We start from the raw sequence: 13,579 nt of genomic DNA on the forward strand, positions 1-13,579 counted from the left end.
TGAGTCAAACAAGAATTAAAAATGAATTATTTAAATCATGAAGTTAAAAATCATTTTAGCGTTTTTTGTTTTACTTAGCTTATGCCATGCACGGTCACAGCAAATAAAATTGCAAAAGATTGTATACATTTTACTTTTTGGCTTTTTGTTCACTTCCATTAGTGCGCAAGAATATAAAAAGTATGCCTTAAGTAAAGATAAATTATTATCTGAGGGTGTACTAAATATCATTTCTCTTACCGAAAAATCGATACGCATACAATATCAAATAGAAAATAAAAAAGAAGCACAAGAGTTTGTTTTCATAAATAAGCCTAATGCGCCCCGTTTTTCATTAAAAGAAAATACAAATAGTTTAGAATTCAGCACAAAAAGTATTGTAGTTAACTACAATAAAAAAACAGGTGTACTGACCTATAGTGATAAATTAGGGAATGTATTTCTTAGAGAAAAAGCAAATACAAGGTTATTAAAACCCAATACTATTATGGGAGAACCTTGTTTTATAGCTGAACAAGGATTTGAATCTCCTCAGGATGAATATTTATTCGGATTAGGACAGTTTCAGGATGGTTTTTATAATTTAAAAAATACCACCAGAAAATTAATTCAGGTCAATACACAAATCGCTATTCCGTTTTTGGTATCCAATAAAGGATATGGATTGTTATGGCATCAATATGGACTGACCTATTTTAATTCAACGAATCAGGAGATTCCTTTGATTATGGATTTCAATAATGACATCGCTGCTGTAAGTAACGCTTACGAAGATATGTTTGGCAAGGCATTCTTAATAGCGCCTGTTACTGCTCCTGATGTTACCAATTGGGAGGTTTACCTGCCAAAGCAAAATGCCTGGTTTGATTTCTGGACCGGCAAGCGATTTGAAGGAGGACAGACGATTTCTTTTCCGGCACCATTAGACAAAATTCCGGTTTTCGTAAAAGAAGGCTAAATTCTACCCATGGGTAATGTAATTCAGAATACGAATTCTAAACAAGATGAACTTGAAATTCGGATTTATATCGGTAAGGATGCAGTGTTTACAATTTATAATGATGAAGGTGATATTACAATTATGAAAAAGGAAAGCATATTGAAATTCCTATGGTCTGGAACGAGAAAAATCAAACCCTGACGCTGGAAAAACAAAAAGGAAGTTATAAGGATCAAACAGCCCAATATACCATGAATATTGTCTGGATCACCGGAAAACAAAACAATACCATTTCTGAAACAATAAAGTATGTTGGGAAGAAAGTGGTAGTAAAAAAGACAAATTAATGATACTGAATTTCAATGCGATATAATAACCACAACATTACCCATTAATTATACAAACCAAAAAATATTACAATGAAAAACCACATCAAAATTTTATTTGCATTACTATGTTGTCTGTCAATACTTAAAACTACAGCACAAAATCCTATTATAAAAAATATTTTCACTGCAGATCCGGCGCCTATCGTACATAAAGGAACTTTGTATTTATACACTGGACACGATGTAGCAACCGAGCAGGATACTAATTATAAAATGGCTGATTGGCGTGTGTATTCGACAACCGATATGGCTACTTGGAAAGATCATGGATCGCCGCTATCTCCCAGTACATTTTCCTGGGCTACCGGAGATGCTTATGCGGCACAATGTATCGAGCGAAATGGAAAGTTTTACTGGTTTGTTTCTACGTTTCACAAAAAAAATGAGGTCAGTGCAGGCGGTGCTGCAATAGGCGTAGCAGTTTCTGACAGTCCGACTGGTCCTTTTAAAGATGCGATTGGGAAAGCGCTTATCATTAACGAAATGACTACCGACATGAAGTATGCCTGGGATGATATTGACCCGACGGTATTTGTCGATGATGATGGCCAGGCGTATATGTTTTGGGGAAATGGAAGCTGTAAATGGGTAAAACTGAAAAAGAACATGATTGAATTGGATAGCCCAGTTACCACCTTTAAACCTAAAAATTATATCGAAGGGCCGTGGGTATATAAACGAAAAGGAATTTATTATTTGGTCTATGCCAGCGCAGGAACAAAACCCGAAATGATTGAATATTGCACCGCCAAAAATCCAGCCGGACCATGGACGTATCAGGGCATTATTCAGGAAAATGTACCTAACAGTTTTACAACACATCCGGGTATTATTGACTACAAAGGCAAATCATATTTTTTTTATCACAACGGAAGTTTGCCTACAGGCGGTAGTTACAGGCGTTCTGTTTGTGTAGACTATATGTATTATAATGAGGACGGAACCATTCAAAAAATAGTACAAACTACTGAAGGTGTCAGCAAAATCAAGTAAACGTTATTCTTAATTTAATATTTTATCCTATGAAAAAAAGAATTAGGTTCATTTTATTCTTCTTTGTTTTGCTTATTCAGGCTGTTACTTTTGCACAAGCCCAGAATCCGTTAATTTTTGCTGATGTGCCTGATATGGCCATAATCAGGGTTGGTGCAACTTATTATATGAGTAGTACTACGATGCACATGAGTCCAGGTCTGCCAATTATGAAATCCACAGATCTTGTCAATTGGAAACTGATCAACTATGCATATGATATTTTAGCCGATAAGCCGGAACTAAATTTGACAGAAGGAAAAAGTATGTACGGAAGAGGTTCCTGGGCAAGTAGTTTACGGTTTCACAACGGAACATATTATGTAACCACTTTTTCTGGAACAACAGGAGAAACTTATATTTTTAAAACTAAAGATATAGAAAAAGGAAATTGGCAAAGGGCTTCTTTTAAGCCTTCTTATCACGACCATTCCTTGTTTTTTGATGATGATGGCAAAGCGTATTTAATCTACGGAGCCGGTCAAATCAAATTGGTAGAGCTAAATGATGATTTAACAGGAATAAAACAAGGTGTTCCGGAGAAAGTTATTATAGAAAATGCCAGTGCACCTGTCGGAAATAACATCATGTTAGGTGCTGAAGGTTCTCAGTTGTTTAAAATAAAAGGGAAATATTATTTATTTAATATTTGCTGGCCTCAGGGCGGAATGCGCACCGTAATCATACACCGGGCAGACAATATTAATGGTCCATGGGAGGGAAAAGTAGCCTTGCAGGATTTAGGTGTTGCTCAGGGCGGATTGATAGATACGCCTGACGGACGCTGGTTTTCCTATCTTTTTCGGGATTATGGCGCTGTTGGCCGCATTCCTTATCTGGTTCCGGTACAATGGGAAGACGGCTGGCCCATATTAGGTGAAAAGGGCAAGGTGCCGGAAAAGTTAGACCTGCCAGCCGGTAGAGGTTTGATTCCGAATTTGGTTGCTTCTGATGAATTCAGTCGCAAGAACGGTCAGGTAGCATTGCCATTAGTTTGGCAATGGAATCATAATCCGGATAATAAACTCTGGTCTTTAAAAGAAAGAAAAGGATTCCTGCGTCTTAAAACAGGAAGAATTGATACTGATTTTCTTTTAGCCAGAAATACATTAACACAACGCACTATTGGTCCTACCAGCTCGGCTTCTGTTGCTCTGGATGTTTCTAAAATGAAAGAAGGTGATTTTGCCGGATTATCAGCTTTACAAAAAGAATACGGATTGGTTGGGGTAAAAGTTGAAGGGGATAAAAAAGCAATAGTAATGATTACTACTAATAAGGATAAAACTGTTGAAGTACAGCGAATCGCTTTAGATCAAAACCAGGTCTATTTCAAAATTGATTGTGATTTTACGAATAAAAAAGATGAAGCTGCTTTTTTCTACAGTTTAGATGGAAAAGGGTGGAAGCCGATAGGGGAGAGTTTAAAAATGAAGTATACGCTTCCGCATTTTATGGGCTATCGTTTTGGCATATTCAATTATGCCACAAAAAATACGGGTGGATATGTTGATTTTGATTGGTTTAGAATTAAATACTAAGATAAATTATGATAACAGATAAAAATTTCACAAGTGTTTTTTTGATTAGAATTTGGTATTTGATATTGGTTTTCATATTCATTGTACCCGTTTTAGCCTTTGGTCAAAGTAAAAAGAAAACAGAAAAATCAGAATCAAAAAGACCTCAATACCGCAATCTTTTTAAGGAGGCAGGTTATAGTCAGGCTGAAATAGAAAAAAAATTAGCCAAAGCCTATTATGATGTTTTTGAAGGACCCAATAAAGTATATTTTGAAGAAAGCGATTCTTTAGGATATGTTTCGGATGTCAAAAATAAAGATGCCCGCACCGAAGGAATGTCATATGGAATGATGGTCGCGGTTCAGCTTAACAAAAAAGAGGTTTTTGACCGCATCTGGAGATGGTCTGTCAAATACATGCAGCATCAGGACGGACCCAGAGAAGGTTATTTTGCATGGAGTGTCAATCCTGAAACCAAAAAGCAAAATTCGGCTGGTTCTGCTTCAGATGGAGAATTATATTATATTACCAGTTTACTTTTTGCTTCTAACAAATGGGGAAATGATACCGGAATACATTACTACAATGAAGCCAGAAGAATATTGGATGCCATGTGGAAAAAAGACGGCACCGGTAATATTCATAATATCATCAATACCGAACACAAACAAATATCTTTCGTGCCTGAAGGTGGCGGATACAACTGGACTGATCCTTCTTACCATGTTCCGGCGTTTTACGAAATATGGGCCTTGTATGCCAAAGATGGCCACGAGCAATTTTATAAGGAATGTGCTGATGTTTCGCGTAATTTTCTCCATAAAGCGACTCATCCGGTAACGGGATTAAATTCAGATTACACCGAATTCACCGGAGAACCGCATCCTACACCATGGATGCCCGCCGGATTTCGTTACGATTCGTGGCGTGTGCCTATGAACATTGCGATGGATTATACCTGGTATGGAAAAGATAAAAAATGGCAGGAAGAATATGCCCGAAAATTTCAAATTTTTCTTAGATCAAAGGGATTAGATACTTTTGACGATCAGTTTAATCTCGATGGTTCTAAACCGGAATTTATACTGCAGGCTGGTCCGGTTAAAAAACTCCGACATTCCATCGGATTGGTAGCAACCTCGGCTACGGCTTCATTAGTTAATCCTGATATGGAAAGTCTGGACTTTGTTCACGCGCTTTGGAACGCGAAGCTTGAACCGTATAAGGACGGTTATTTTGATCCGTATTATGATGGTTTAATGTATCTCTTTAGTATAATGCATCTTAGTGGGAATTATCAAATTATAAATCCGGCAGTTAAATAAAATTTAAACTTAAAAAATAAAAATATGAAACAGTATACAATTGTTCTCTTATGGGGCTTTATTTTATCAGGTTTTACAGTTTTTTCACAAACCAATCAGGCTGTTGCGGAAGATTTTAAACCTTCAACCGTCAATCAGCCCGGACAGGAATATCCACAAGTGAATTCTCAGGGTTATGCCAGATTTCAAATCCTGGCTCCCGAAGCCAAATCAGTTGTTGTAAGCCTTGGACTAGGTGGCGCAAAAGGAGGTACCCCCCTTGCCAAAGGGGAAGATGGTTTGTGGAGAGGCACCACCGCTGGCGCCATGGATGAAGGATTTCATTATTATCACGTAACGGTCGACGGAGGTGTTTTTAACGATCCGGGTGCACTCAATTTTTACGGCTCTACCCGTTGGGAAAGCGGAATCGAAATTCCGGCTCATGATCAGGATTTTTATGCCTTAAAAAATGTTCCGCACGGAAATGTGCAGCAAATTCTTTTTCCTTCAAAAAGCACTAATACCTCACGCAGGGCTTATGTTTATACGCCGCCAGGTTATGATAAAGAAAAAGCAAAGAAATATCCGGTTTTGTATCTGCAGCACGGCTGGGGAGAAGATGAAACAGCGTGGAGCAATCAGGGACGTGTTAATTTGATTATGGATAATTTAATTGCAGAAGGTAAAATAAAACCATTCCTTATTGTAATGACCTACGGAATGACCAATGAAATTAAATATGGTGGTCTGGCAAGTTTTAAAATTGAACCCTTTCAGAATGTTCTCACAGAGGAATTAATTCCTTATATGGATTCAAATTTCCGTACCCTTGCCAATCACGCTAACCGTGCAATGGCGGGATTATCGATGGGAGGAATGGAAACAAAATCGATAACCCTTAATAAACCTGAAGTTTTCTCTCACTACGCACTTCTTAGTGGAGGAACTTATAAGCCGGAAGACATTAAGGACAAATCAAAAGTCAAACTAATCTTTTTAAGTTGTGGAAGTAAAGAGCGCCCTGATGGGGTTAAAAATGCGGTTTCAACACTTAAAACTGCCGGCTTTAATGCTGTTTCCTATGTTTCGGAAAACACCGGGCATGAATTTCAAACATGGCGCCGAAGTTTCAAAGAATTAGCACCGCTTTTGTTTAAAGAATAGATTTTCAATATACTAATCCATTGATCTGAACAAGTACATAATAATAGTTGCTGATGAATTAAGCTGACCATAATAGCTAACAATTCAGCTGTTTGGATTGATAAATTAAAATCTAAATTATGCGTAAACTTAATAACATTTCCACAGTTCTGTTCCATTTTAAAAGAACTTTATGGAAACAAGTACTCTTATTTATTTGTTTTTTTAGCCTTTCCAACAGTTCTTTTTCTCAGAATTTAGTATTAAATGAAAAAGAATATTTCGAAACTCCGGGACTGAATGTCTGGGTTTTTAACAATGAATACAACGGAATGTTTTTTGACGAAAAAACGGCCGGAATAGAATTTATTCATCACGGCGTCAGAACGGTAACCGGCGGTGCCATCAGGCTTCAGAACACACCGGAACAATGGGATTTAATTCCAAAAATGACTAGTCGAAAAGTTGACAAAGCAAAAAATACCATTGAAGTCACCTTGCGATATGAGGAATTTAATTTTGATTCCAAAATCATAGTGACACCAAAAGAAAAAGGTTTTGTTATCAATATTCTATTGGATAAACCAGTTCCAAAAGAATTGGAAGGAAGGGCTGGATTTAATATGGAATTTATACCTGCTTCTTATTTTGAAAGCAATTATTTAGTGGATGGAAAAGCTGAAACCTTTCCGAGATATCCTGCAAGCAACACTGAGATTCGAGCTTTGGCTGAAAAAATCCCTCAGTTTGCGGGACATACCACATTTGACGATCGTGGAAGGAATGAATTTATAGCAACGCTTCCTTTAGAGACGGGTAAGAATTTTATTTTTGCACCTGAAAACCCGGAGCGTACTGTAAAAATTCAATCCGAAGATCAGGATGTATTGCTTTTTGATGGTAGAAATTTGGGTCAAAACGGCTGGTTTATTGCGCGAAGCATTCTTCTGTCTGGGTTACTATGTACATGTGCGGAAGTGCGCTAGTTGTTATGGCACTCGTTTCGACACATGTTGATGAGGATGCTCATTTTCCGGTAGCAGATGAAGAAGGAAATCTTTCAGCTATCTGGGCTTTACACCAAATGATTGTAACTAAAGATTTTAGTACCAACAGTAAATTAGCCAACTTTTGTATGGAGGATTTACCCATAATGTCACACATCATCTTTTTCCTGGCGTTGGGCATACCTACTATCCATATATTACTCTTATTATAAAACATTATGCAGAGGAATGTGACCTTCCTTATACTTCTTATCCATTTTATCATGCTGTGCGTTCTCATTTTCGAATGCTTAAAAATCATGGTACAAAAGAAAATATTATGATGACTGGTGAGATATAGAAAATTGTTTTGTTTATATTTACTTAAACACAGTTAATCTTTATTATGAGAGCAAGCGTACAGGTAATTTCATATTCAAATGTTTTATTTTTTCTAGTTTCTTTTTTTTGGATGGCTTCTTCCAATGCCCAAAATGAGGTATATACATCTGATGCAGTTCTGGCAGATACTACTTTTGTAAATTTAAAAGAGTACAGTAAAGATTTTATTTACGATATGAAATATGCAACTGAGGATAATTTTTTGAAAGCCAAAGTCTATGATTGTGCTGAATGTTTTTTACGTTTAAAGACCGTTCAGGCTTTGATAGAAGCGAATAAGGATTTTATGAAGAAGGGCTATAAAATAAAGCTGTACGATTGTTACAGACCATTATCAATACAGAAAAAAATGTGGGAGATAGTTTCGAATCCGGAGTATGTAGCAGATCCCAAAAAAGGCTCCATCCATAATAGAGGTGGAGCCGTTGATATTTCTATAGTTGATGCCCAAGGAAAAGAGGCCGATATGGGAACCCCCTTTGATTTCTTTGGAATTCAGGCGAGTCATAACTATACTAAACTTTCAAAAGAAGTACTGTCGAACAGAAAATTCCTTAAAAAAATAATGACTAAAAATGGCTTTAGTTCTTTTGATTCAGAATGGTGGCATTATAATCTCAAGACGGGCTTAAAAGATAAGGTTTCCAATCAAAAATGGGAATGTGACTAATTATTCAACACACCTGATGTTTTCCATAAAATAAGTATCCGGATGGTATATTTTTCCATTCATTTCAGAAGTTAATTCGCTTCTAATGATAAAGTCCTGCATATCAGTTAAATATTTGATTCGCATAATGGACACAGGGGATTTTTTTAATTCTTCATAATTATCTTTCATGAATACGAAAATCCCTGTATTTATCCTGTTGTTGTATTCTTTATCTCGAATAAGCGTCCCGCAATTCTCCTGATTGATATGCAATAAAGTAACCACTTTACCATTTTGTAATTGTAAAAATAACTTTGAGTTTTTATCAAAACAATCCGCTTTAATGAAATCTTTACTTTTTTGAATTAATTGAAGGTTTAGCGTTGGTAAACCGTCAGTTTGTGCCAAAGAAAAAAAGATATAATTAGAGGTATTGCCAAAGTTTTTCTCACTGACCAAATATTCATTCGTAACTTTATAGGTACCAATTGAATCGGTTACATTGGTACTGTATTCACAAGGTTTTTGGGCAAATGTGGTAAAGCTTAAAAGAAAAAAAGTTAGTGTAATTAAGTGTTTCATTTTTAAGTTATTTTTCTGCAAATTAAAACTATTTTGGTATCATTTTTATCAGTTGTAAAAAAACAATATAAATTTCCTCCATTTTTTATTTTCCATTTTTTTCGAATAGTATCTACTGAGTCAGGAAAATTTCGTGTGGTGATATTTGCCTGTTGATTTAAAAGCTCCGCTTTCATATCATTTTTGTTATACGAAATTACTTTTTCTATTTCAAAACGACGTCCCGGAAAAGCAATCAATTCATCCGAAGTATATAAATGTGAATGTCTGTGGAGTTTATTTATTTGAAAAGAAACACTAACTTCATCAAAACCACCTGATTTCATAATTGCTGAATTGGGTTCGTACAGAAATTTTTGCGGCAAATGAAACGATGGATATTCCAGTTCCCCTAAAACAAATTCGAAAGTTTCGGTTTTATCCTTTATAAGATTAGCCGTTTTTATAGTTATTTTACCCGAATAATGATTATGTATTTCAAAAAGTAATTCTTTTACTTCGTTTTCCAAAGCTATGATATGAACGTTTTTTACAAATTTCAATTCAGATAAACCTGCTGATATATCCAGTAACGGTGCCGTTTTAATTAAGATTGAATCCGTCTTTTCAAAGTAAAAGTCCAGTGATTCAGGAACATTTGGCAGGCAATCCTGAAGCATGAAAACTTTGCCTTTTGCATCATTTCTTCTGGAAGGATCAATGTAAATCCAGTCCCATTTAAATCCTGGTTCGGATTCGTTTAAGATATTTGCAGAATCATCAGCATAACAAAAGCAATTTTTTACTTCTAATTGCTTGAAGTTATGTTTTACAATTTCCGATAAATCGTTGTTTATTTCGCAATGCGCAACCACTTTAAATTTTTTAGAGAAATAATAATCGTCAACTCCAAAGCCTCCCGTCAGGTCGATTAAAGTTTTCCCTGTAATTAAAGAAGCTTTATAAGCTGCAGTTTTTTCAGAAGAGGTCTGCTCTATGGAAACTTTACCGGGATAAATGATATTTTCAGTTGAAAACCAGGTTGGTAATTTCTCTTTTGCCTTTGTTTTTGCTTCAATTTGATTTAAAATCAATATCCAGTCTGTCTCGGGAAAAGGATTTTTCTGAAGTGCTAATTTAGTAATTGATGCACCACTATTTTGAGTTATATATTGCTGAATGTTTTGGTTTAAAATAGAAGGGTTCAATGCTAAATTTTTTCAGTTAAAACAGATACAATCTTGTTGTCAGGAAAGAATTCTTTTAGAATTACTTTTAACATTGTAAAAACAGGAATAGCGATAACCATTCCGGCAATTCCAAAAGTAATTCCGCTAATTAAAGTAACGAGAAATATTTCTAACGGATGCGAATTTACACTTTTTGATGAAATTAAGGGCTGGCTAATATTATTATCAATTGCCTGTACCAGTAAGAAACCTATTATGACATAAATTGTTGTTGGCAAAATCTCCGATTGAAAATCACTGCCAATCAAACTGATCATTGTTAAAATTGCCGCTAATATCGTTCCGATAATGGGTCCGATATACGGGATGATATTTAAAATAGCACATAAAAAAGCAATTACAAAAGCATTTTTATTTCCGAAAATCATCAGAACGATAAGGTATAAAATGAATACAACAGTTAATTGCAGTAATAATCCAATAAAATAGCGTGTAAGTAAATGGTTTATTTTTGTGATTGAGTTTAAAATTTTATCCTCATTAGAATCAGGAAGGATTCTTTTTGCACTCACCTTGAAATCGTCCTGGTCTTTAATAAAAAAAAAGGTTATAAAAAAAACAGAAACCAATCCCATTCCTATATCGGCCATAAGGCCCATGATCGAGTTGATGAAACTTGTAAAATAACCAAAACTGAAAGCAGTGGTTATTTTCGAATCTTTCAGTACTTTATTTAAATCCACATGTTGCATATTAAAATAATTTTCTATGCTTCGTTCCGTTTCAAAAAATTGCTGCTGAAGATTTCCGGTATCTAAAAGTGATAAATTGTTGGCCTGGGAAATAATTAAAGGAACAAACAAAAAGATAAAACCAACCATCATTAAAATAAAAAGTATAATAGTTGTTGTAGCTGCTAGTGAGTTACTAAATTTTAATTTATTTTTTAAAAACTGTACCAAAGGATTTGCAATCAAGCATAATATCAGGGAGATACACAGATATACAATTACAGTTTGTATTTCGTATAAAAAGTACAAGATTAATCCTATAACCACTATTGTGGTTAAAGCTCTTAAAATCCCATTTGAAATAATTTTTGATGTGACCATGGATCTGATTTTTGACTAAAAATATATAAAAAAAGCGAGATTGTTACATCTCGCTTTAATTATTAACTTTTTGTTTTTTTAAATTCCAAAAGCCGCTCTTGGACCTCCTGAGGCGAATATGGCAGCCATTCTGCTTTTTTGTCCTAATGTGAACATGTACATGGCATTGTCATTAGTATAATCCATATAGTTCATGGTCATTTCTACCGGTGTTCCAGCACATGTGCTGTAGTGAGGATAAGCTGGTGTGCCATAATTTTCTTCATTATGAGTTGGAGTATCAGATACTAAATCACTTCCGCAAGTTGCATCTCCCCAAATATGACGTAAATTCATCCAGTGGCCCACTTCGTGTGTTCCTGTTCTTCCTAAATTAAATGGGGCATTTGCTGCACCAGAAAGACCAAAATATCGGTAATCTATAACAACTCCATCAGTCGATGATGATCCTCCTGGAAATTGCGCATATCCTAGGATATCATTACCAATAGCACATGACCATAAATTAAGTTTCGTTGTTGGTGATGTAGGAGCTAATCCGCCCTGAGCAGTTTTTTTCATCGCATCATTTGTTCCCCATTGGGTTTTGGTAGTCGATTTTCTAATTACCTGATCCAAAACGAATGTTATTCCCACATTTGCTTTTACACCTGAAAAGAGAGCAGGAACACTGTTGTAATCTGAATTTAAGGCATTGAAGTCTTTGTTTAAAACATCAATCTGAGATTGAATCTGAGCATTCGAAATGTTTTGTGCAGTAGTTCTGTATAAAACATTTACCACAACAGGAATTTCGATTTTACCATTTACTAATCGGTTTGTCAAAATACTTTTGTGTGTAAAAGCTTCAATTTCATTCATTCTGATAGCGAGCATAGGATCAGCTTTTAATTGCTCCTCTAAAACTTGTTGCGATGCACAAACACGTCTGGAAGCAACATTTAAACTTGAATCTGATGATTCTGTTTGTTCATTTTGGCAAGAAAACAGCACAAGGGCTGTAACTGCAGAAAAAAGAATTTTTTTCATGATAAAAGGGGTTTTTTGTTATAAAATTGTTTTTAGGTTAAATATTCATACAATTTTATAACAAAAAATAGATACCACAAAATTTTTTATAACATTTTATTAACCAGAATTTTACAAACCCTTATGAAATCTAGTTCTTACAAAGTGTTAAAATTTTTATTTAGAAGTTAATTCGTACAAAATTATACTTGTAGCTTGTACGACATTCATACTACTGTTCTTCCCAAACATAGTAATATGAACAATTTGATCTGAGATTTTTAAAAGGTCATTACTAATTCCGTCAATTTCACTTCCTACTAAAAGAGCAATTTTTTTATTATCAGGAATACTAATTTCTTTTAGAGGTTTACTGTTACTTGTAATCTCTAAAGCAATAATTTCAAAGTTATTTTCGATTAAATAATCTATTAATGCTGCCGTTTCTTCTACGACAGTATAAGGAACATGAAGATGGGTACTTCTTGAAGTTTTATTTATTTTTCTGGGAGTTAAGGGGATATTTTTACCTAAAAAAATAATATTTTCGACTCCAAATGCTTCGCTAATCCTAAAAAGAGAACCAATATTTTGCTGAAAATAGATATGATCACAAACAAGTGTTATTGGAAATGTTTTTCTTTCAAATTGATTTTCTTTGTGAGTAAGCTGCACTTTTTGGGTATTAATTGGTAAAAATATAATTGATAATATTAGCACCCATTTTTAGTGCTTTTTGGCGTACTTCAGCCGGATCATTATTTACTTCGGGATCTTCCCAGCCATCACCAAGGTCGCATTCGTAAGTATAGAGCAGGACAAGTTTGTTTTCTACAAAAATCCCAAATGCCTGTGGTCTTTTAGCATCGTGTTCGTGAATTTTTGGTAATCCGTTCGGAAAAGGAAAAGGCTTTTGAAAAATAGGATGACTAGCCGGAATTTCAACTAAATTGTTATTTGGGAAAATTTTTTTGATTTCTTTTCGGATGTACTGATCCATTCCGTAATTGTCGTCAATATGAAGGAAACCTCCTCCGTTTAGATAATTTCTAAGATTGCTTATATCAGTATCGCTAAAAACAACATTTCCATGTCCCGTCATATGTACAAAAGGGTAGGAAAGCAAATCAGGATTACCGGGTTCGACCGTTGATGGTTTAGCTTTTATCTGAGTATAAATATTCGAATTACAAAACCGGATTAAATTAGGTAATGAAGTTGGATTTGCATACCAGTCTCCGCCACCATTATATTTTAGTAAAGCGATTTCTTGTGAAAAGCAGGAAACCGAAAGCAATAAAAACAAACAGAATAATTTTTTCATACCAATTTTA

General features: G+C 35.0%; 14 protein-coding genes and 1 pseudogene. 9 read left to right on the forward strand and 6 right to left on the reverse strand.

The features are described from left to right. The first annotated feature begins 109 nt into the window (after positions 1-109). The 9 genes and pseudogenes from DMB65_RS15825 to DMB65_RS15860 all read left to right on the forward strand — a co-directional run bounded on the left by DMB65_RS15825 (position 110) and on the right by DMB65_RS15860 (position 8,392). Entirely contained in the window at positions 110-958 is an 849-nt protein-coding gene (locus DMB65_RS15825) for a TIM-barrel domain-containing protein (protein ID WP_165834968.1), read from the forward strand. Positions 959-1,086: 128 nt separating this feature from the next. After that, positions 1,087-1,287, forward strand: a pseudogene (locus DMB65_RS22180) (hypothetical protein); the annotation flags it as partial. Positions 1,288-1,359: 72 nt separating this feature from the next. Next, entirely contained in the window at positions 1,360-2,322 is a 963-nt protein-coding gene (locus DMB65_RS15830; protein ID WP_110307607.1) for a glycoside hydrolase family 43 protein, read from the forward strand. A 29-nt stretch (positions 2,323-2,351) separates the two neighbouring features. Beyond that, entirely contained in the window at positions 2,352-3,902 is a 1,551-nt protein-coding gene (locus DMB65_RS15835; protein ID WP_110307608.1) for a glycoside hydrolase family 43 protein, read from the forward strand. Positions 3,903-3,910: 8 nt separating this feature from the next. After that, positions 3,911-5,209, forward strand: a complete 1,299-nt coding sequence (locus tag DMB65_RS15840) for a glycosyl hydrolase family 8 (RefSeq protein ID WP_110307609.1) — start codon at positions 3,911-3,913, stop codon at positions 5,207-5,209. Between the two features lie 24 nt (positions 5,210-5,233). Further along, on the forward strand, positions 5,234-6,355 hold the full coding sequence (locus tag DMB65_RS15845; RefSeq protein WP_110307610.1) for an alpha/beta hydrolase: 1,122 nt from the start codon (positions 5,234-5,236) through the stop codon (positions 6,353-6,355). Between the two features lie 119 nt (positions 6,356-6,474). Further along, the gene (locus DMB65_RS15850; protein WP_110307611.1) at positions 6,475-7,320 is read left to right on the forward strand and encodes a hypothetical protein; all 846 of its coding nucleotides are present in this window, start codon (positions 6,475-6,477) and stop codon (positions 7,318-7,320) included. A gap of 5 nt (positions 7,321-7,325) precedes the next feature. Then, positions 7,326-7,553, forward strand: coding sequence for a hypothetical protein (locus DMB65_RS22485; RefSeq protein WP_230470697.1), 228 nt, complete (start codon positions 7,326-7,328; stop codon positions 7,551-7,553). A gap of 239 nt (positions 7,554-7,792) precedes the next feature. Further along, positions 7,793-8,392 carry a M15 family metallopeptidase gene (locus tag DMB65_RS15860; protein WP_230470702.1) on the forward strand — a complete coding sequence of 200 codons (600 nt, stop codon included), beginning with the start codon at positions 7,793-7,795 and terminating at the stop codon, positions 8,390-8,392. Here the strand turns inward: DMB65_RS15860 and DMB65_RS15865 are convergent, their stop codons facing one another. The 6 genes from DMB65_RS15865 to DMB65_RS15890 all read right to left on the reverse strand — a co-directional run bounded on the left by DMB65_RS15865 (position 8,393) and on the right by DMB65_RS15890 (position 13,569). Beyond that, the gene (locus DMB65_RS15865) at positions 8,393-8,956 is read right to left on the reverse strand and encodes a hypothetical protein (RefSeq protein ID WP_110307613.1); all 564 of its coding nucleotides are present in this window, start codon (positions 8,954-8,956) and stop codon (positions 8,393-8,395) included. Positions 8,957-8,958: 2 nt separating this feature from the next. Then, entirely contained in the window at positions 8,959-10,143 is a 1,185-nt protein-coding gene (locus DMB65_RS15870) for a THUMP-like domain-containing protein (protein ID WP_110307614.1), read from the reverse strand. A gap of 2 nt (positions 10,144-10,145) precedes the next feature. Beyond that, the gene (locus DMB65_RS15875; protein WP_110307615.1) at positions 10,146-11,237 is read right to left on the reverse strand and encodes an AI-2E family transporter; all 1,092 of its coding nucleotides are present in this window, start codon (positions 11,235-11,237) and stop codon (positions 10,146-10,148) included. A gap of 78 nt (positions 11,238-11,315) precedes the next feature. Next, entirely contained in the window at positions 11,316-12,266 is a 951-nt protein-coding gene (locus DMB65_RS15880) for a zinc metalloprotease (RefSeq protein ID WP_110307616.1), read from the reverse strand. Between the two features lie 156 nt (positions 12,267-12,422). Next, on the reverse strand, positions 12,423-12,920 hold the full coding sequence (locus tag DMB65_RS15885; protein WP_110307617.1) for a TrmH family RNA methyltransferase: 498 nt from the start codon (positions 12,918-12,920) through the stop codon (positions 12,423-12,425). A 10-nt stretch (positions 12,921-12,930) separates the two neighbouring features. Continuing rightward, entirely contained in the window at positions 12,931-13,569 is a 639-nt protein-coding gene (locus DMB65_RS15890) for a DUF4159 domain-containing protein (protein ID WP_110307618.1), read from the reverse strand. Positions 13,570-13,579 lie beyond the last annotated feature (10 nt).

This window comes from Flavobacterium cheongpyeongense, from assembly GCF_003202435.1.
Lineage (GTDB): Bacteria > Bacteroidota > Bacteroidia > Flavobacteriales > Flavobacteriaceae > Flavobacterium > Flavobacterium cheongpyeongense.

What these genes read in the sequence shown, in the direction of transcription:
- DMB65_RS15830 (WP_110307607.1), top strand. Translation starts at nt 1,360, where the DNA reads ATGAAAAACCACATCAAAATTTTATTTGCATTACTATGTTGTCTGTCA.
- DMB65_RS15835 (WP_110307608.1), top strand. Translation starts at nt 2,352, where the DNA reads ATGAAAAAAAGAATTAGGTTCATTTTATTCTTCTTTGTTTTGCTTATT.
- DMB65_RS15840 (WP_110307609.1), top strand. Translation starts at nt 3,911, where the DNA reads ATGATAACAGATAAAAATTTCACAAGTGTTTTTTTGATTAGAATTTGG.
- DMB65_RS15845 (WP_110307610.1), top strand. Translation starts at nt 5,234, where the DNA reads ATGAAACAGTATACAATTGTTCTCTTATGGGGCTTTATTTTATCAGGT.
- DMB65_RS15850 (WP_110307611.1), top strand. Translation starts at nt 6,475, where the DNA reads ATGCGTAAACTTAATAACATTTCCACAGTTCTGTTCCATTTTAAAAGA.
- DMB65_RS22485 (WP_230470697.1), top strand. Translation starts at nt 7,326, where the DNA reads ATGGCACTCGTTTCGACACATGTTGATGAGGATGCTCATTTTCCGGTA.
- DMB65_RS15860 (WP_230470702.1), top strand. Translation starts at nt 7,793, where the DNA reads ATGGCTTCTTCCAATGCCCAAAATGAGGTATATACATCTGATGCAGTT.
- DMB65_RS15865 (WP_110307613.1), bottom strand. Translation starts at nt 8,956, where the DNA reads ATGAAACACTTAATTACACTAACTTTTTTTCTTTTAAGCTTTACCACA.
- DMB65_RS15875 (WP_110307615.1), bottom strand. Translation starts at nt 11,237, where the DNA reads ATGGTCACATCAAAAATTATTTCAAATGGGATTTTAAGAGCTTTAACC.
- DMB65_RS15880 (WP_110307616.1), bottom strand. Translation starts at nt 12,266, where the DNA reads ATGAAAAAAATTCTTTTTTCTGCAGTTACAGCCCTTGTGCTGTTTTCT.
- DMB65_RS15890 (WP_110307618.1), bottom strand. Translation starts at nt 13,569, where the DNA reads ATGAAAAAATTATTCTGTTTGTTTTTATTGCTTTCGGTTTCCTGCTTT.